At 68.3% G+C, this 17,540-nt stretch carries 17 protein-coding genes; 9 read left to right on the plus strand and 8 right to left on the minus strand.

The window, feature by feature from the left end:
- Nucleotides 1-24 precede the first annotated feature (24 nt).
- Nucleotides 25-171 (minus strand): lmo0937 family membrane protein, encoded by a 147-nt coding sequence (locus ACYSM9_RS02615; RefSeq protein ID WP_454483459.1) that lies wholly within the window; start codon nucleotides 169-171, stop codon nucleotides 25-27.
- 258 nt (nucleotides 172-429) lie between these two features.
- On the opposite strand from ACYSM9_RS02615, the gene ACYSM9_RS02620 reads away from it, so the two are divergent.
- The 8 genes from ACYSM9_RS02620 to ACYSM9_RS02655 all read left to right on the plus strand — a co-directional run bounded on the left by ACYSM9_RS02620 (nucleotide 430) and on the right by ACYSM9_RS02655 (nucleotide 9,107).
- Nucleotides 430-1,608, plus strand: a complete 1,179-nt coding sequence (locus ACYSM9_RS02620) for an ABC transporter substrate-binding protein (RefSeq protein ID WP_461855438.1) — start codon at nucleotides 430-432, stop codon at nucleotides 1,606-1,608.
- Between the two features lie 211 nt (nucleotides 1,609-1,819).
- On the plus strand, nucleotides 1,820-2,839 hold the full coding sequence (locus ACYSM9_RS02625; RefSeq protein WP_461855439.1) for a VOC family protein: 1,020 nt from the start codon (nucleotides 1,820-1,822) through the stop codon (nucleotides 2,837-2,839).
- 7 nt (nucleotides 2,840-2,846) lie between these two features.
- Nucleotides 2,847-3,809 (plus strand): fumarylacetoacetate hydrolase family protein, encoded by a 963-nt coding sequence (locus ACYSM9_RS02630; protein ID WP_461855440.1) that lies wholly within the window; start codon nucleotides 2,847-2,849, stop codon nucleotides 3,807-3,809.
- The gene (locus ACYSM9_RS02635; RefSeq protein ID WP_461855441.1) at nucleotides 3,806-4,837 is read left to right on the plus strand and encodes a cyclase family protein; all 1,032 of its coding nucleotides are present in this window, start codon (nucleotides 3,806-3,808) and stop codon (nucleotides 4,835-4,837) included. Before ACYSM9_RS02630 ends, ACYSM9_RS02635 begins: the two co-directional genes overlap by 4 nt.
- Nucleotides 4,838-4,888: 51 nt before the next feature.
- Nucleotides 4,889-6,013 carry an FAD-dependent oxidoreductase gene (locus ACYSM9_RS02640; RefSeq protein ID WP_461855442.1) on the plus strand — a complete coding sequence of 375 codons (1,125 nt, stop codon included), beginning with the start codon at nucleotides 4,889-4,891 and terminating at the stop codon, nucleotides 6,011-6,013.
- Nucleotides 6,010-7,086 (plus strand): amidohydrolase family protein, encoded by a 1,077-nt coding sequence (locus ACYSM9_RS02645; RefSeq protein ID WP_461855443.1) that lies wholly within the window; start codon nucleotides 6,010-6,012, stop codon nucleotides 7,084-7,086. The genes ACYSM9_RS02640 and ACYSM9_RS02645 overlap by 4 nt, the downstream gene beginning before the upstream one ends.
- Nucleotides 7,087-7,097: 11 nt before the next feature.
- Complete coding sequence (locus tag ACYSM9_RS02650) at nucleotides 7,098-8,099, plus strand: fumarylacetoacetate hydrolase family protein (protein ID WP_461855444.1); 1,002 nt, start codon at nucleotides 7,098-7,100, stop codon at nucleotides 8,097-8,099.
- 12 nt (nucleotides 8,100-8,111) lie between these two features.
- Nucleotides 8,112-9,107 (plus strand): Gfo/Idh/MocA family protein, encoded by a 996-nt coding sequence (locus ACYSM9_RS02655; RefSeq protein ID WP_461855445.1) that lies wholly within the window; start codon nucleotides 8,112-8,114, stop codon nucleotides 9,105-9,107.
- A 62-nt stretch (nucleotides 9,108-9,169) separates the two neighbouring features.
- On the opposite strand, the gene ACYSM9_RS02660 is transcribed toward ACYSM9_RS02655, so the two are convergent.
- The 7 genes from ACYSM9_RS02660 to ACYSM9_RS02690 all read right to left on the minus strand — a co-directional run bounded on the left by ACYSM9_RS02660 (nucleotide 9,170) and on the right by ACYSM9_RS02690 (nucleotide 16,119).
- Nucleotides 9,170-9,442, minus strand: coding sequence for an SDR family oxidoreductase (locus tag ACYSM9_RS02660; RefSeq protein WP_461855446.1), 273 nt, complete (start codon nucleotides 9,440-9,442; stop codon nucleotides 9,170-9,172).
- On the minus strand, nucleotides 9,348-9,944 hold the full coding sequence (locus ACYSM9_RS02665) for an SDR family NAD(P)-dependent oxidoreductase (protein ID WP_461855447.1): 597 nt from the start codon (nucleotides 9,942-9,944) through the stop codon (nucleotides 9,348-9,350). The genes ACYSM9_RS02660 and ACYSM9_RS02665 overlap by 95 nt, the downstream gene beginning before the upstream one ends.
- Before the next feature lie 71 nt (nucleotides 9,945-10,015).
- Nucleotides 10,016-10,972 carry a LysR family transcriptional regulator gene (locus ACYSM9_RS02670; RefSeq protein ID WP_461855459.1) on the minus strand — a complete coding sequence of 319 codons (957 nt, stop codon included), beginning with the start codon at nucleotides 10,970-10,972 and terminating at the stop codon, nucleotides 10,016-10,018.
- A 59-nt stretch (nucleotides 10,973-11,031) separates the two neighbouring features.
- Complete coding sequence (locus ACYSM9_RS02675; RefSeq protein ID WP_461855448.1) at nucleotides 11,032-12,597, minus strand: GMC oxidoreductase; 1,566 nt, start codon at nucleotides 12,595-12,597, stop codon at nucleotides 11,032-11,034.
- A gap of 16 nt (nucleotides 12,598-12,613) precedes the next feature.
- On the minus strand, nucleotides 12,614-14,104 hold the full coding sequence (locus ACYSM9_RS02680; protein WP_461855449.1) for an MFS transporter: 1,491 nt from the start codon (nucleotides 14,102-14,104) through the stop codon (nucleotides 12,614-12,616).
- Between the two features lie 147 nt (nucleotides 14,105-14,251).
- Complete coding sequence (locus ACYSM9_RS02685; protein WP_461855450.1) at nucleotides 14,252-15,082, minus strand: hypothetical protein; 831 nt, start codon at nucleotides 15,080-15,082, stop codon at nucleotides 14,252-14,254.
- Complete coding sequence (locus ACYSM9_RS02690; RefSeq protein WP_461855451.1) at nucleotides 15,079-16,119, minus strand: Gfo/Idh/MocA family protein; 1,041 nt, start codon at nucleotides 16,117-16,119, stop codon at nucleotides 15,079-15,081. The genes ACYSM9_RS02685 and ACYSM9_RS02690 overlap by 4 nt, the downstream gene beginning before the upstream one ends.
- Before the next feature lie 107 nt (nucleotides 16,120-16,226).
- On the opposite strand from ACYSM9_RS02690, the gene ACYSM9_RS02695 reads away from it, so the two are divergent.
- On the plus strand, nucleotides 16,227-17,489 hold the full coding sequence (locus ACYSM9_RS02695; RefSeq protein WP_461855452.1) for an ROK family protein: 1,263 nt from the start codon (nucleotides 16,227-16,229) through the stop codon (nucleotides 17,487-17,489).
- The last annotated feature ends 51 nt before the right edge of the window (nucleotides 17,490-17,540 follow it).

Below are 17,540 nucleotides of genomic sequence, written 5' to 3' on the forward strand. Positions count from 1 at the left end.
TCAGCGGCGGGAACCGGAGCGTGTTTAGACGCGGGTCCTCCCACGCAGGAAGTGGAAGATGAGGACGACCACCGCCACGACCAGGAGGATGTGGATCAGGCCGCCGCCGATGTTCGCGAGCAGTCCGAGGAGCCAGAGAACGGCGATGATGATAGCGATCCAAAGCAACATGAGCGTCTCCTTGCGTTAGTTTTCCATAGCCCCCATGCCGGATACGTACCCAGCGGTGCGCCAAACAATCAGGGCCGGCTTTCCGGAGGACGGCGCCGGCCGGCCCGGCACGAAGACGCCAAGCGACGATTCTTGACGCCCCGCGACGCCGCGTTGAGCGTTCGCGTCGCCCGGTGAACCACTGCGACAAGGACGATTGTGGGGGTGCCGGGTGCTCCGTAATCTCGTCTCAGCATCCGCCCAACAAAGGATTTCCCCATGGCAAACCCGCAGGACAAGAGTCCCCAAAACCAGCAAGGCTCCACCCGTATCGTCGCCGGCCAGGCGGCGCAGGCCAAGCGCCCCCTCGGGTTGAAGATCGGCATCGCGGCAGCCGTCGTCGCCCTGATTGGCGGGGGTGCCGCCGTCGCCTCCGCCGTCAACGGCGGCACGCCCGCCGCCGGCCGGGAGGCTGCCCCCGCCGGCAGCCCCGCCGCCGAGCTGAAGCTCGGCTACTTTGGCAACGTTACGCACGCCCCGGCCCTGGTGGGCGTCAGCATGGGCTTTATCGCCGGCGAGCTCGGCAGCACCAGGCTCAGCACCCAGGTGTTCAATGCGGGTCCTGCAGCCATCGAAGCCCTGAACGCGGGCGCCATCGACGCGACCTACATCGGTCCCAACCCGGCCATCAACTCCTTCGTGAAAAGCCAGGGCGAGTCCATCAACATCATCGCCGGGGCTGCCGCCGGCGGCGCCCAGCTGGTGGTCAAGCCGGAGATCAACTCCGCTGCGGACCTCACGGGCAAGACCCTCGCGTCGCCGCAATTGGGTGGCACGCAGGATGTCGCGCTCCGCGCCTGGTTGAGCTCACAGGGCTACAAAACCAATGTCGACGGCAGCGGTGACGTCGCCATCAACCCGACCGAGAACGCCCAGACCCTGAAGTTGTTCCAGGACGGAAAGCTCGACGGCGCGTGGCTGCCTGAGCCGTGGGCGTCACGGCTGGTGCTGACCGCGGGGGCGAAGGTGCTGGTGGATGAGAAGGACCTGTGGGACGGCTCCCTGTCCGGCAAACCGGGCGAGTTCCCCACCACCATCCTGATCGTGAACCGGAAGTTCGCGGCAGACCACCCGGACACCGTCAAAGCGCTGCTGAAGGGCCACGTGAAGTCGGTTGAATGGCTGGACAGCGCATCCGCCACGGAAAAGGCCACGGTCATCAACGCAGCGCTCAAGGAAGCGGCCGGCGCCGAGCTGAAGGCCGACGTGATAGACCGCTCCCTGAAGAACATCGTGTTCACCGTGGACCCGCTGGCCGGCACCTACCAAAAGCTGCTGGCCGACGGCGTAACCGCCGGCACCACCAGGCAGGCCGACATCAACGGCATCTTCGACCTCCGCGCCCTCAACAGCGTCGCGACGGAGAAGACTTCTGCCGCCGGACTCGGCAAGGAGTAGTCCCACCCCCATCGATTGCTCCGTAAATGTCCTTTTGAGCACCCAAAACGGCATCTACAGAGCAATCGATGGGGTTAGCCCTCCCGAAGCTATCCGCAGCACTGATAGTTGATATCGAAAAGGTCGCCTTCCCCGGATATATGAAGTGCCTCACTGTAGTTACAGGACCTGCACCAACAACCCGCAGCCAGTAACCCAGAAGGACTTCATCGTGGAAACTCCCCTCTCCCATCTTGCCCACCTCGAGATCACCAGCCCGGACGTGGAAGCCTCGGCACGGTTCTACGAGGAAAAGTTCGGCATGCGCATCGTCGACCGCGTGGACGGCAACGTCTACCTGCGTTGCTGGGGCGACTACTACCGCTACAGCCTGGTGGTCATTGAAGGCCCCGAAGCCTCCCTGGGCCGGATGGCCTGGCGCACCAACTCCCAGGCCGCCCTGGAAGCCGCCGCCCAGCGGGTGGAAGCGACCGGCGTGCAGGGCACCTGGACCGCCGGCGGCCACGGCTACGGCAAGGCCTACGAATTCACCGGGCCGTATGGCCACCACATGCGCTTGTTCTATGACGTGGACAAGTTCGTGGCAGAACCCGGCTTCGAATCCACCTACCCGGACCGGCCCGAGCGCCGCAGCAGCCACGCCGCGGCACCGCGCTTCCTGGACCACGTCACAGTGGCCTGCTCCGACGTCCGCGGCTTCGCCAAGTGGTACAACGACGCCCTGGGCTTCCGCGTCATGGCCTTCGTGGACCTGGACGAAGCCCCCATCACGGTCTTCTCCGTCCTGACAACCAACGAAAAGTCCCACGACCTGGGCGTGGTCCTGGACACCTCCAGCCGCCCCGGCCGCGTCAACCACATCGCCTTCTGGGTGGACACCACCGAGGACCTGCTCCGCACCGCCGACGTGATGATGGAAAACGGCACCCCCATGGAATACGGCCCCTCCATCCACGGCGTGGGCGAGCAGAACTTCCTGTACTTCCGCGAACCGTCCGGCCTGCGCGTGGAGCTCAACTCCGGCGGCTACCGCAACTACGTGCCGGACTGGGAAGCCAACACCTGGAAGCCGTCCGAGGGCTCCAACAACTTCTACAAGAACGGCGCCATGCCGCACTCCATGACCGAATCCTTCCCGCTGGCGGAGGGCTTCACAGCCACCGAGGAAGGCGCCTCGCCGGAAATGAAGGAAGCCCTCCTCAACCCGTACGCCAAGCAGGGCCGGGGCTGAGCGCACCATGGCAGCAACACCGTACGCTCTCATCCGCTACCAGGAGCCCGGAGCCGGCAAGGCCCGCACGGGCCTGCTGGTTGATGACAGGGTCCTGCCGCTGGACGGGGACATCAACTCCCTGATTGAGCACTGGGACACCACGGAAGCGGAACTGGATGCTCTGGCCGCCTCCGCAGTTGAAGGCACTGGCCTGGCGCCGGCCGACGTCGAAATCCTTGCCCCCGTGGAACCGGCCCAGATCCTGCAGACCGGCGCGAACTACCGCAAGCACGTCATCGACCTCGCCGTCGCCCACCGCGAACCCGGCGAGGACGCCGAGGAGGTGCGCACCGCGACGGCGGCCATGATGGACAAGCGCGCCGGCCAGGGCACGCCGTACTTCTTCATCGGGCTGCCGACGGCGGTGGCCTCCGCCACGGACGACCTCACCCTGCCCTCCTACTCCAAGTCCCACGACTGGGAGCTGGAACTGGCGGCCGTGATCGGGAAGACGGCCTTCCGGGTCACCCCCGAGGAGGCACTGGAGTTCGTTTTCGGCTACACGATGGTCAACGACATCACCACGCGCGAGTACGTGTTCCGCAAGGACATGCCGGCCATCGGCTCGGACTGGTACCGCGCCAAGAACGCCCCGGGCTTCCTGCCCACCGGCCCGCTGCTGGTACCGGCCAAGTTCTTCGGCGACCCCCAGGACGTGCAGGTCACCCTTAAGCTCAACGGCAAGGCGATGCAGGACGAATCCACCTCGGACATGATTTTCGGCGTGGCCAAGCTGGTCAGCGAAGCCTCCCAGATCATGCCGCTGCGTCCGGGCGACCTGGTCCTCACCGGCAGCCCCGCGGGCAACGGCCAGCACTGGGGCCGGCTCCTGCAGGACGGCGACGTCATGGAAGGCACCATCACCGGGCTCGGCACCCAGCTCATCCACTGCAAGGACGAAACTCCAACCGAAAGCAGCACGCAGTGACCACCCAAGACACAGCCACCGGCACCGGGGAATCTACGGATTCCCCGGTTATCCGGCGTGACGATCCGCTTGGCAGCATCCGCGCCATGGCCGCCGCCCACAACAACTGGGGCCGCTGGGGCGCCGACGACGTCCTTGGCACCCTGAACTTCATCGACGCCGCCAAACGCGTCGAGGCCGCAGCCGTGGTGAAAACAGGCGAGGCATTCTCGCTGTCCCAGCCGTTCGACACCAACGGCCCGCAGAAGGGTTGGCGCCGCCGCACCAACCCCGTCCACACCATGACCGACACCGGCGTCGACGCCGAACGCGGCAACCAGGGCTTCCCGCACGGCTTCGGCGGCGCGGACGACGTGATCGCCATGCCGCTGCAGTGCTCCACGCAGTGGGACGGCCTGGGCCACATCTTCGACCAGGGCAAGGCGTGGAACGGCCGCGCCGCCGGGGACGTGGTCACCTCCGAAGGCGACCTGGTCACCGGCATCGAAACCGCCGCCGCCAAGATAGTCACCCGCGGCGTGCTGCTGGATGTCGGCCGCGCGCTCGGCCCCGAACTGGGACGGACCGACGGCGAACTGCCGGACGGCTTCGCCATCACCCCCGAACACTTCCAGCGGACCATCGAGATCCAAGGTCCCAGCTCCGAAGTGCGCCGCGGCGACATCTTGGTGATCCGCACCGGCCAGCACACCAGGGTCCGGCGTGAGGGCTGGGGCGACTACGCGGGCGGCCCGGCACCGGGGCTGTCCTTCACCACAGCCCCCTGGCTGCACCGCAGCGAAATCGCCGGAATCGCCACCGACACCTGGGGCTTCGAGGTCCGCCCCAACGAGTTCGACGCCGCGTTCCAGCCCCTCCACCAGATCGCCATCCCCAACTTGGGACTGTTCCTCGGCGAGATGTGGGACCCGGACGGACTTGCGGAGGCATGCGCGGCGGACGGCAGGTACGACTTCCTGCTCACCGCCGCACCGCTGCCGATCACCGGGGCCGTCGGATCGCCGGTCAATCCGATCGCCGTCAGGTAGTTTTCACTTCAACAACCCAGCAGTTACGCCGTCACACCAAAGGAGTCAGCGATGGCAGCAGTACAGAACGTCGGAATCGTGGGGGCGGGAGCCGCGGGGCTGGCCGCCGCCATCCTTCTGGCCGACGCCGGAATCCAGGTGGAAGTCCTCGAGAAGGCCGCCGAACCACAGACACTGGGTTCCGGCATCACGCTGCAGGGGAACGCCCTGCGCGTCCTGCGCCAGCTGGGCGTCTGGGACCAGGTGGCGGCCAAAGGTTACGGCTTCAGCACCCTGGGCCTGCGCGCCCCGGACCCGGACGGCACCGTCATCGCGGTCCTGGAGGACATCCGCACCGGCGGTGACGACCTGCCGGCCACCATGGGCATGTACCGTCCGGACCTCACGGCCATCCTCCGGGAACGCGCCGAACAGGCGGGCGCCCGGATCAGCTATGGCAGGACGGTCACCGGCATCACGGACGACGGCGGCTCGGTCACTGTGGACACGGCCGACGGCGGCACCTCGCGCTATGACCTGCTGATCGGAGCCGACGGGCTGCACTCAACCGTCCGCAAAACCATCGGCATCGACGTTGAACCCCGGCCCACCGGCATGGGCATCTGGCGCGCGTTCGTGCCGCGGCCGGAGGATGTGGTCCGCACCGACCTCACTTACGGCGGCCCCTGCTTCATCGCCGGCTACTGCCCCACCGGCCAGGACACCATCTACGCCTACCTCGTGGAGAAGGCGCAGGAACGCCGGCACGAGGACGGCCCCCGCATCATGGCCGAACTCGCCGCAGCCTACGGCGGGCCGTGGAACGAAATCCGCGAAAACCTGGACCACAGCGCGCGCATCAACTACACGTGGTTCACCACCCACCTCGTCGATGGTCCCTGGAACCGCGGCCGCACCGTCATCATCGGCGACGCCGCGCACAGCTGCCCGCCCACGGTGGCCCAGGGTGCTGCCATGGCCCTGGAGGACGCCGCCGTGCTCGCCGAACTGCTGATCAACGCCGACGACGTCACCGAAACCCTGTTCAAGGAATTCACCGACCGGCGGCTGGAGCGGGCCAAGGCAGTGGTCAGCGCGTCGGTCCAGCTGGGCCAGTGGATGCTCGACGGCGTCCGGGACGCCGACGTGCCGGGCCTGATGCACGGGCTGTCGGTCATGCTGAAGGAGCCCGCATGAGCACGCCTTCTGTGCGGGCAGGGGAAAACCCGGTCGTCGACGTCCACGCCCACGTCCTGCTTCCAGCCCTGCAGCAGCTGGTGGCCGTGGCGGATCCCCAAGGTTTCGAAGCGCAGCAGGCCCTGGAGGTGCGGCGCAACGGACCGGAGTCGATGGCGGCCTCGGGCAGGATGATCAAGGAGCGCTGGCCGCAGCTGACGGACCTGGACCGCCGGCTGGCGGACATGGACGCCCAGGGCGTGGATGTGCAGCTGGTCTCGCCGTCGCCGTCGCACTTCTACTACTTTGCCGGCGAACAACTCGCCATGGAGGTGGCTACGCAGGCCAACCAGGCGGTGCGGGCCCTGGTGGACCGCGCGCCGGAACGGCTCAACGGCCTTGGCCTGGTCCCGCTCCAGCACCCCGGCCTGATGGTGGGGGCGCTGGACCACGCCGTGCTGGAGTGCGGGCTGCTGGGCGTGGAAATCGGTTCCTACGCCGCCACCCCCGGTGGGGAACAGAGCACCGTTGAGCTCTCCGACCCCAGGCTGGAACCGTTCTGGACGCGCGCGGAAGAGCTGGGCGCCCTGGTGTTCCTGCACCCGTTCGGTTGCTCGCTGGATGAGCGGCTGGACCGCTTCTACCTGGCCAACACCGTCTCCCAGCCCGCAGAAAACGCGGTGGCCCTGTCCCACCTGATCTTCAGCGGCGTCCTCGACCGGCACCCGGACCTGCTGATCCTTGCCGCGCACGGGGGCGGCTACCTCCCCACCACGCTGGGCCGCTCTGACCACGCCTGGAAGGTGCGGCCCGAGGCACATGGGTGCGCCGAACCGCCGTCGTCCTACCTGAAGAGGCTGTACTTCGACTCGCTGGTGCACAGCCCGGCCGAGCTCCGCGCCCTGGTGGCTGCCGCCGGACCGGAGCAGGTGCTGCTGGGCTCGGACTACCCGTTCGACATGGGGTCCGACACCCCAGTCGCGGAAGTCATCGACGCGCAGCTTCCGCCGGGGGACGAAGCCAAGGTGCTGGCCGGCAATGCCGCAGCCCTCGGCCTCACCCCCGCTTCGGTCCCCGCCAGCCACACATCCTAAGGAACAGATTCATGGTCAAGATTGCCCGGTGGAAGCACGACGGCGGGACGCAGTCGGGTTTCGTAGACGGCGGTGCCTGCTGGGCACTGCCTGGTGGCCAGGACGTCCCGGCGCTGCTGGACGCGGGACTCGACGAAACCCTCGACATCGCCCGGCGGACCATCGGCTCCGGCACAGGCGTGCCGCTCGTGGACGTGCAGTTGCTCGCCCCGCTGGAACCAGTCACCATCCGCGACTTCGTCGCCTTCGAGGAGCACGTGGAGGGGGTGCGGAAAAGCATCGACGGCGCCGCAGGCGTGGTGCCCGAATGGTACGAGGCGCCCACGTTCTACTTCACCAACCCGCACACCGTGACGGGCACCGGCGAGGTGATCGGGATACCCGCCGGCTGCACGGATCTGGACTTCGAGACCGAGGTCGCCGCCGTCGTCGGGCACATTCCCGGAAGCGACGGACGCAACCTGTCCGCCACGGAGGCCCACCGGCACATCTTTGGCTACACGGTGCTCAACGACTGGTCCGCCCGCGACCTGCAGCGCCGCGAGATGAAGGTCAGCCTGGGCCCCTGCAAGGGGAAGGATTTCGCCAACACCCTGGGGCCGTGGATCGTCACCGCGGACGAGTTTCAGGACCGGCACGATGCCGAGGGGTTCCTGCCGATCTCCATGGCCGTCGAGGTCAACGGGAAACTGATCGGGCAGGACCTGCTCTCCAACATGGGCTGGCCGTTCGCCGAGCTGGTGGCCTACGCCTCGCAGGATTCCGTGGTGAAACCCGGTGACGTGCTGGGTTCCGGCACCTGCGGCAGCGGCTGCCTGGCCGAACTCTGGGGCCGCAACGGATCCCGGACTCCCCCGCCGCTGGCCACCGGCGACGTCGTCCGGATGACCGTCGAAGGCATCGGCACCATCGAGAACACGGTCGGGACGCGGCGCGAAGCCGTCACCCGCGTCCCGGCCCGCACCCGGCCCCGCAACCGCAGCATCCAGCCGGCCCCCGTGGCTTCCCCATGAAGGAGACTGAGAATGACAGGTCAACCGTTGAGGGTCGGAATCTTTGGAACCGGCGGCATCGCCGAACGGGCCATGGTGGAACCCTCCACCCTGGTCGACAGCGTGCAGGTCATCGCGGTCGGCTCCCGCGACCCGGAGCGCGCCCGGGCTTTTGCCGACCGGTTCGGGATTGAGGCGGCCGGTGACTACGCCAGTGTGATGGCGAATCCCGACGTCGACCTCGTGTATGTGGCACTCCCGCCGACGGTCCATGCGCAGTGGGCGGTCGCCGCGCTGCGCGCAGGAAAACACATTCTTTGCGAGAAGCCGCTCTCAGCCAACGGAACCGACGCGCGCGCCATTGCCGACGCTGCCGAGGCCAACGGCCGCTCGGCATTCGTCGGATTCCATTATCGGCTTCACTCGTTCACCAAGCGGCTGCTCGACGTGATCGGATCGGGTGTGCTCGGCGACATCGACGACGCCGCGATCGACTTCAGCATCCCCCACTTCGTGGTGAAGCCCGGCAACATCAGGCTGAACGGCGACCTGGGCGGCGGGGCAGTGATGGATGTCGGCTGCTACGCAATTGACCTCCTGCGGGCGGCGTGGGGCGAGGCGCGCGTCGTGTCGTCGTCGGCCCGGCTGTACGACGGCGATCCCCGCGTCGATCTGCAGACCGATTTCGTGTTGGCGTTCGATACCGGCGTCAGGGCACGGGTCCGGGCCTCGTTCCTGGGCGATGATAAAGGGCAAATGTCGCTGACCATCGTCGGCTCTGCAGCCACCCTGCAGGCAACAAGCGTCATCGTTCCGCAATGGGGAGCCACGCTGCGCGTCACCGCAGGCGAAGACTTGCTCATCGACGAAAAGGCAATGGAGGGTGAGTCGAGCTACGTCGCGCAGCTTGAGCACCTGGTGGACGTGCTCGCCACTGGAGGCCCGTCACCGCTCACGGCAGCCCAAGCCACGGCAACGATGGCCCTGGTCGACGACGTCTACCGCGCTGCGGGGCTCCAGCCCCGCTGAGGTGCAGCTGCCGCGGCACCCCACCTTCGCCGAGGTCATGCGGTGCCTCTGCACCCCACCTGTCAGCCCGGGAGCACGGCGGACCAGCCGCCGTCGACCATCAGGTTGGCCCCGGTCACGTACGAGGCCTCGTCCGAGGCGAGGAACAGCGCACACTTGGCCACTTCCTCCGGCGCACCGATCCGGCCCAGGGGAATGCTTCCGGCGATGGTCCGCATGGGATGGTCAGGAGCGAGCAGGTTACCTTCCGTGGCGGCGGTGCGGATCATGCCGGGGCTGACGGCGTTGACGCGGAGCCCGTGTGGGGCACCTTCGGCAGCGAGCTGTTTTGTCATTGCCACCACCGCTCCCTTCGTGGGCCAGCCGGCCGTTGGTCATCGATCCCGTCACGCCCGCCGTGGAGCCCACCAGGACGATCGCCGCATTCCCCGCCCGGATCAGCTGTGGCCAGAAGTACTTCACCGGCAGGAACACCACGTCCATCTCGTGCTCAACGTTCCACTTCCAGTCCGCGTAGGTGAGCTGCCCTACCGGCGCGAAGCGCGTGACGGCGGCGTTGGCATACAGGATGTGCACCTGGCCGTGCTGCGCGGCAACGCCTGATGCCCAGGCCGCTACGGCCGCCTCGTCCGTCAGGTCCACCCGGCTGCTGCTCATCCGGCCACCGGCCGCGGTGACCTGTTCGACGGTGGCGGCCGCGCCGTCGTCGTCCATGTCGCAACCCGCCACAAAGGCGCCTGCTGCAGCGAACGCGAGCGCGGCGGCCCTGCCCTGGCCGCTGGCCGTTCCGGTGATGACGGCGGTCCTGCCGGCCAGGCGCTGGCTGGAATCGGGCATGGGTGTTCCTTCCGGGAGTCGTTGCTACGACTCTGGCAGGGAAGGACCGGACCCGGAACCGCGGCCTCCGTCTACGTGGTATCCGCTCCGTGAATGGTCAGCGGGTGCGCGCTGACGGGGAAGAGTTCGTGCAGCCGCGCGCAGGAACGCTGCACCACCGACCGCAGCCATGTGTTGGCCGGGTCCTCGGCCTGTGACGGGTGCCAGTACATCGCCTCCACCAGGGACGCCTCTGCATCATCGGCAAACTGGAGCACCGCGATGTTGGCGCCGCGCTGCGCCCGCGCGGCAAGCATGCCGGGCACCAGCGCCACCAGGTCTGTTCCTTCCACCAGCAGGGGCAGGGACAGGAACCCGGCCACCACGGCGGCAACCCGGCGCTGGAGGCCGCGCGCCTCGAACAGTTTGTCCGCCGGGGTGCTGATGCCCTCGCCGAAATAGCCGACGGCGTGCGGCACCGTGGTGAGGTCCGCCAGGGTGAGCCGGGGCTGCTGGAGCAGGGGGTTGCCGGCGTCGGCCACGGCCACGAAGCTGTCCCGGAAAACCTGTTTGCTGGCCCCCTGCATCCGGTACCCGGTAGGGCCCACCAGCAGGTCGATCTTCGCGTAGTCGGCAAGCTGGCCCTGGAACCCGGTGGTGGGCACGAAGTCCACCGAAACCCCTGGCGCCTCCTCCCGCAGGAAGCCGCGCAGCGGGCCAACGATCAGCGCCGCGGCGTAGTCGGAGGCGGCAATGACGAATTCCCGCTCGCTGGTGGCCGGGTCGAAGCCGGAGCGGATCCGCGTGGCCCGCTGGATGTGCAGCATGGCCTCATCGACAAGGGGAACGAGGGACTGCGCGAAGGGCGTGAGTTCGTAGGTGCGGCCGTTGCGGACCAGCAGCTCGTCGTCGAAATGGCGCCGGAGCCTGGACATCGCCGCGCTGGTGGCCGGCTGGCTCAGCTGGAGCCGCTCCGACGCCCTGGTGATGTTCCGCAGTTCCAGCAGGACCTGCAGGTGGGGCAGCAGGTTCAGGTCCAGGTTCTTCATATCCACAGGTTATCCATGCGGCGGCGCCGCATCGTGCGCCGCCGCATGCTCCTGCCGGCCTACGACAGCTCCTGGGCTGCCTTCCGGGCACCGCGGACCGCGATGGCCACGCTCATCAGGGTGGGGTTCATGGCCGTGGCCGTGGGGATCAGCGCGTTGCCGCCCACCACGAGGTTTCCGTAGCCCCATACCCGGGACCAGGGATCCGCCACCGAGGTGCCATCGTCGGTTTCCCCCATCCGCATGGTGCCCTGGTAGTGCAGGCTGGAGCCGTTGGGCATCAGGCGCGGCTCGGCGACGAACGCCCCAAGGGCCTTGCCGGCACGGCGCAGCCGCTCGGTGGCCTCCGCGATTTCCGCTTCCTCCCGCTCCGTCAGCGCGTAGTCGATGGTCATGTTCGGGAACCCGCGGTAGTCCGCCTCGTTGTCATCGAAGGTCACGGCGTCCTCGTAGCGGGGGTGCTTGCGCATGCCGTAGCCCATGTTGACGTAGCCCCACCGGTTCTCCGCGTACGGGGTGCCCGGCTCCATGGGGAACGGGGTCGACTCGGAGTACATCACCTGCACGGAGAAGGGGTGCTCCGGCTCAGAGAAGGGGATGCGGTTCACGGCGGCCACCGGATCGGCGGGGTTCTGGGCACGGCGGGCCAGCTCCACCTCGAGGTCCGACTCGGTGGCGAAGCGGCGCATCTTGTCGGCATCGAGCGCCACGGTGGAGATGACCACGGGGTGCTCGGTCAGGTAGTGGCCCAGCGCCTGCGGCCGGACGCCCGAGGCCCACAGGAGCTGCGGCGAGCGGAAGGCGTCGGCGGCCACCACCACCAGGTCGGCGGCAACAAAGGATTCCTCGCCCGTGCGCAGGTCCTGGACGGTGACGCCGGTGGCCTGGTGCCCGTCCAGTTCCACGCGGCGCACCAGGGTGAGGTCCCGGAGCTCGAACCGTCGGGAGAGCGGGCTGTCCTCGTCCACGAGGGGTCCGAGGACGACGTCGGCGCCCGCCCAGCGCACGGACCCGTCGGGCTGGGGGTCCCCGGCGACCGGAAGGGTGCCCACTCCGTAGCCTTCGGGCAGCTCCGCCCCGAACTCCTCGTCCAGGAGTGAGCGGATGGCTTCGCCCACCTTCGAGTCGGCGAACGCGGCACTGTGGACGTGGAGCAGGCCCTTGGCCTCCTCGATCAGCCCGTCCCATTCCACGTCCGGGATGAACGGGACCTTCTCGCTGAAGGCGGGCGACGGCGTCGCGCAGGTCCAGTGCGCGCCCTGGCCTCCCACGTTGGTGGCGGCAGCCGCGGCCGGGAATGACGGGGCATGGGCGGAGCCAGCCCCGCCGAAGTCCAGGAGGTGGGTGCCCTGGCGTGCGGTGAACATGCCCTCGGTGACGGTTGCCGCGGGGATGCCGAGCGATGCCCGGTAGGCGCCGGCCTGCGGCCCCTGCGACATTTCCCGGGCGCGTGCCTTCTCGGCCGGGTCCGGAATGTTCCGGACGCTTTCGCCGGGAATGGCGGTCAGCTGCGGCCCGGCCTCGAACATCACCACCCGGGCGCCGGGGACGTGTTCCAGCAGCAGGCGGGCATAGGTGGAGCCGATGGGTCCGCTGCCGACGACGGCGATGGTGGGGTTGGACATGATGTCTCCTTTGAGATCAGGCCGGGAGGGTTTCGGAGGGGGCGTGCCGGGCTGCTGCGGGTTCATCGGAGAGCCGGCCGTGCGGAAGCAGGATGGCTGCGATGATGCCCAGTGCGTAGGCCGCGGCAAGGGTAAGGAAGATGGGTGTGAAGACGGTGCCATAGATCTGGGCGACGCCGGCCTGGACCGCGGGCGAGGCTCCGTGGACCAGCTGCGGGGTGAGCGTGGACGCGTCCAGCCCCGCGGGCAGGTGGGCCGCGACACCGGAGCCGATCACTCCGCCGATGACCGCCGTCGCCACAGTAGATCCCACCTGGCGCACCAGGTTGATGGTGGCGGTGATGGTGCCGGTCTGGCTGGCGGGTGCGGCGCCCTGGACCACGGCCACGATCAGGCTCATGAAGGCGCCGGTGCCCATGCCGACCGCGGCCATGACCATCATGGGTGCCCAGAGCGGCAGTCCTGCGGGCAGCAGGGCCATCGCCAGGAGGCCGGCGGCCCCGAGCATGGTGCCCGCAATGGGGAAAATCCGGTACCGGCCGGTGCGGCTGGCCAGCCAGCCGGTGAGCAGGTTGCTGGCCAGCATGCCAAAGACCGTGGCGATGGGGACAAGGCCGGACACAGTGGCGCTGGTCCGGTAGGCCATCTGGAAGTAGGTGGGCAGGTACGCGGTGATGGAGAAGAGTCCGACGCCGATGATCGCCGAGAGGGCCGTGCCCGCGGCTATGGTGCGGTTGGCGAAGAAATGGAGCGGAATGATGGGCTCCGGCGCCCGCCGCTCGATGAGGAAGAAGGCGGCAAAGCCCACGACGCTGGTGGCGAGCGCTGCTCCGGCGGCGGCCGCCTGTTCCGTGGCCCAGGAGGCGGCGAGCACCAGCCCAACCAGTGCCGTGGTGAAGACCGCGGAGCCGGCAACGTCGAAATGCCGGGGCGCTGCGCCCGGTGCCAGGTGGGGCACGGCCACCAGGGCCAGGGCGAAGGCGGCAGCGCCTACCGGAAGGTTGATCCAGAAGACCCACTGCCAGCCCCAGTAATCGGTGATGGCACCGCCCAGGACGGGGCCCACCAGGATGGCGATGGGAAAGGCTGCTCCGATGATGGCCATGTAGCGGGGCCGTTCACGCTGCGTGGTGACGCGGGCGATGATGGTCTGCGACATGAGCTGCAGGCCCGCGGAGCTCATTCCCTGCAGGACCCGGGCGGCGATGAGCCATGCGATGTCTGTGGCAAAACCGCAGGCCAGGGAAGCGGCCAGGAACACCACCAAAGAAACGAGGAAGATTTGGCGGGCGCCCAGGACGTCGCCCAGCTTGCCGAGTACCGGCAGCAGCACCGTACTGGCCAGCGTGTAACCCACCACAACCCAGCTCATCAGCTGCAGCGCGCCGAGCTCTCCGGAGATGGTGGCAAGGGACGTGGAGACCACCGTATGGTCCAGTGCCCCGAGGAAGGAAACAGTCAGCAGGGAGGCAACGAGGAGGCGGAGTCTTACAGGCGAAAGTTGCATGTGATCTACCCGAACGATCGGGCCGTCGACGCGACGTGGTGTGCCTCCGCCGCGGCATCACGTCGGAGAACGGGTTCCGGCGGAACCCCGGCGCCACGAAAAGCATATCGGCACTTACGTCTGAAAGCAACAAAAGATTGCCTGGTTTCAGCGTTCGCTTTTCGTTTCCGCGGAGTCCGCCACCTCGCGTGCGAGCAACATATCCTGCAGCAGTTCGCCGAAGTCAGGCACGGCTTCCCCCGACGCAGCAGCCTCAACGGCCCGGCGGAGCGCCAGCCGGGCTGATGACTCGTAACGCAGCGGCGAGTCCAGGGTGCCGTCCGCCGTCGATGTTTCCACCCGGATCGGTCCGGCGGCAAGGTCGACCACAACCTCCGTCCGCACCTCCGCGAGCGCCAGCACCTTCAGGTTCGCACCGGCGTCGGGCCCGTCCAGGACCGTCCCCAGCAGGGTGGCGGACGTCGACCCGCCATTGGGTGACGGCGATTCCAGGAGTGCCATCCGGTTAGGGCCGGTGGAAGTGCCGGCCCGGAAGACCGCCGGACCCCGGACCAGGGACCGGATCCATCCAAGTCCGTCACGGACCACCCCGTCCAGCGCGGCAGCTGTGGCGGCGCACTCAACGGTAATAATCCGGGCGCGGCTCCCCTGCCCCGCCCGCAGCGCATCCGACACCACATCGGGGCGCAGGCGGGGACGATCCACCACGACAGGGATATCCGCCGGCCAGGCTCCGGGCCGGGCTCCGGCGTCGAAGGATCCGCGCGGAAGCATCTCCGGGCGCGCCAGCACCACCGCCGCAGCCCCTTGGGCCCGCGCGTCCACCAGGGCCTGCCACCAGTCGCCGGCACCAGGGACCACCGCCACGGCTCCGCGCGCGCTGCCCGCCTGGACCGTACTTGCGGTCAGTCCGGCAACGGCAGCCATGTAGCGCGGCAATTGCGTGAAGACACCGCGGGCAGGGCCATCCAGGGTCATCGCTGCACTCCTTCGAGCAACTTGGCGGCGGCGCCATCGGCGAGGTCGATGGCATAGTGGGCGTCCGCCAGCAACCGGCCGTACTCCACAGGCAGGGTGCCCCCAAGGAGGGACGCAAGCAGGCGCCACCCCGCCGCATAGCCATCCCCGGGGTCGCGCGGGTAGTGCGTCCACCGGCCGTCGACGCTCCGCACCCGCAGGGCGGCGCTGCCGGCGTGGACGAAGGCCGGCGGGTAATCCACCTCCATGCGGTCCGTGGAGGTGGCGATAGCCATGCGCCAGAATGCGTCCGGCCCCGCTGGAAGCATGGTGAGTGCCAGCTGGACCAGGACCGCGCCGGCGCGGTAGCCCACCAGGTAGCCGATGGGCGGCGCGATCTTCGCGTAGACCACCTCATCGATCCCCGGCGCAACATCCCTGACCGCGGGCAGGTCATGGATGGCCAGGCCGGTCAGCAGCTGCCGGAGGACGCCGGCCGCCGCCACCGGATTATCCAGGTCCGGACGCCCGCGGCGGGCGTCCTGGAACGGGCCGCCCTCGGCCACCAGGCGGTGGTACCGGTCATTGGGCGGCAGCGCCAGCGTGACGGAGATGGCTTGCACCGTGCCCTCCAGTGCGGCAAGGTGGCGCCGCGCGCGTCCCCATGCAGCATCAAACAGGTGATTGGTGCCCACCACGAGAACAGTCCCGGCGGCCTGGCAGGCTGAGATGATCCTGTTGGCTTCCTCCCTGGTGGAAGCCAGGGGCTTCTCGCAGAAGATGGCCCGCCTTCCCGCGGCCACCGCCGCCAGGACCTGCCTGGCATGCTCCTGGGGCGGACTGCAAATGGCCACCACGTCCACTGCCGGGTCAGCCAACAGGCCCGACTCCCCGGCCGACCACCGGGCACGCGGGCCTTGGGCGAGGGCCCGTGCCCGCCCACTGCCGGCATCGGCAATATGCACCACGGCAAACAGGTCCGCCAGCCGCCCGAGCACCGGAAGATGCAGGGCGGCAACGCCGGGCCCGGCCCCGAGAATCCCTACGTTCCACGGCATGTGAGCCCCCCTTCTTATGTTTCTATTATTCATAAGTCCGGGCTTTTTTAGCGATAGTAGCCGCAAATCCATACTTTAGTGGGCCCCCGTGTGGAAGAATTGCCCCCATGACGACAGACTCCACCCTCCGCTTCGGGGCACAGACGGATGAAGTGACAAGCCTTCTTCGGATCGTCAACCTGGTGCGGACCGGCGAGGCCACCACGCGGCCGGAAATCGGCAGGGTCACCGGCCTGGGCCGGGGAGTGGTGAGCCAGCGCGTTGACCAGGCCATCTCCATCGGATTCCTCGGCGATGGCGAGTTTGGCGCCTCGTCCGGCGGCCGCGCGCCGCGGACCCTGCGGTTCCGCTCCGAGCAGGGGCGGATCATTATCTGCGCCCTCGGCGCCGCGCACATCAGGGTGGGCGTCACCGCACTTGATGGCGACATCCTGGACCACGCGCACCGGGCGTGGGACATCGCCCAGGGGCCGGAAAAGACCCTTGATGCCGTGATGTCACTGGTCGACGACATGCTCAAGAACCATCCCAGCGTGCCCGCGTGGGCAGTGGTGGTAGGCCTCCCGGGGCCGGTCGATTTTGCCACGGGACAGCCGGTAGCGCCTCCGATCATGCCGGGCTGGAACGGGTTCGACGTCCGCACGCCGTTCGAGGAGCACTTCAATGCCCCGGTGTGGGTGGACAACGATTCCAACCTGCTTGCCCTTGGCGAACGCGCCCGTCGGCGCGATGCGTACACGGACCTCATCTACTGCAAGATCGGCTCTGGAGTCGGGGCCGGCCTGCTGTCCAAAGGCAGGATCCACCGCGGAGCCAACGGAGCAGCGGGGGACATCGGCCACGTAAGGGTTTCCGACTCGGATGCCCAGTGCCGCTGCGGCAAGAAAGGCTGCCTGGAAGCGGTGGCCGGCGGCTGGGCCCTGGTGCGGGACGCTGTGCAGGCCGTCAAGGACGGCACATCCACCTCCCTCGCCGCGAAGGCGAACAAGGGCACACTGACACTGGAGGACATCACCCGGGCCGCCCAGGCAGGTGATCCGCTGGCCATTACCCTCGTCCAAAAGTCGGCCCACGTGGCAGGCGAGACCATCTCCGCGCTCGTCAACATGTTCAACCCCGGCGTCATCGTCATCGGGGGTGCCATCGCCTCTGCCGGCGAGGTCTTCCTGGCCGAGGTCCGCCAGCGCGTCTACGAGCTGTCGCTGCCCCTCGCAACGCGCGACCTCACCATCACGCTGTCCGTCAACGACGAGCGCGAACCGCTGCGCGGCGGAGCCGAGCTCGCCCGCGAACAGCTGTTCGACGTCACGTTCCCGCGCTGGTTCGCCGAGGGCCACCCCTCACCGGAGCGGGTGGCCGTTCCGGCCTAGGAGACTGCTGAACTAAGTGCTTCGTGGGGCTGGTCCCGGGCGTTCATTGGC

Source organism: Arthrobacter sp. C152, from assembly GCF_054890965.1.

Bases quoted from the DNA above. Each gene is read 5' to 3' on its own strand.
- ACYSM9_RS02665 (WP_461855447.1), bottom strand. From the start codon at position 9,944: ATGCCCGATTCCAGCCAGCGCCTGGCCGGCAGGACCGCCGTCATCACC.
- ACYSM9_RS02645 (WP_461855443.1), top strand. From the start codon at position 6,010: ATGAGCACGCCTTCTGTGCGGGCAGGGGAAAACCCGGTCGTCGACGTC.
- ACYSM9_RS02675 (WP_461855448.1), bottom strand. From the start codon at position 12,597: ATGTCCAACCCCACCATCGCCGTCGTCGGCAGCGGACCCATCGGCTCC.
- ACYSM9_RS02615 (WP_454483459.1), bottom strand. From the start codon at position 171: ATGTTGCTTTGGATCGCTATCATCATCGCCGTTCTCTGGCTCCTCGGA.
- ACYSM9_RS02660 (WP_461855446.1), bottom strand. From the start codon at position 9,442: ATGACAAAACAGCTCGCTGCCGAAGGTGCCCCACACGGGCTCCGCGTC.
- ACYSM9_RS02680 (WP_461855449.1), bottom strand. From the start codon at position 14,104: ATGCAACTTTCGCCTGTAAGACTCCGCCTCCTCGTTGCCTCCCTGCTG.
- ACYSM9_RS02630 (WP_461855440.1), top strand. From the start codon at position 2,847: ATGGCAGCAACACCGTACGCTCTCATCCGCTACCAGGAGCCCGGAGCC.
- ACYSM9_RS02690 (WP_461855451.1), bottom strand. From the start codon at position 16,119: ATGCCGTGGAACGTAGGGATTCTCGGGGCCGGGCCCGGCGTTGCCGCC.
- ACYSM9_RS02670 (WP_461855459.1), bottom strand. From the start codon at position 10,972: ATGAAGAACCTGGACCTGAACCTGCTGCCCCACCTGCAGGTCCTGCTG.
- ACYSM9_RS02650 (WP_461855444.1), top strand. From the start codon at position 7,098: ATGGTCAAGATTGCCCGGTGGAAGCACGACGGCGGGACGCAGTCGGGT.
- ACYSM9_RS02620 (WP_461855438.1), top strand. From the start codon at position 430: ATGGCAAACCCGCAGGACAAGAGTCCCCAAAACCAGCAAGGCTCCACC.
- ACYSM9_RS02685 (WP_461855450.1), bottom strand. From the start codon at position 15,082: ATGACCCTGGATGGCCCTGCCCGCGGTGTCTTCACGCAATTGCCGCGC.
- ACYSM9_RS02695 (WP_461855452.1), top strand. From the start codon at position 16,227: ATGACGACAGACTCCACCCTCCGCTTCGGGGCACAGACGGATGAAGTG.
- ACYSM9_RS02655 (WP_461855445.1), top strand. From the start codon at position 8,112: ATGACAGGTCAACCGTTGAGGGTCGGAATCTTTGGAACCGGCGGCATC.
- ACYSM9_RS02640 (WP_461855442.1), top strand. From the start codon at position 4,889: ATGGCAGCAGTACAGAACGTCGGAATCGTGGGGGCGGGAGCCGCGGGG.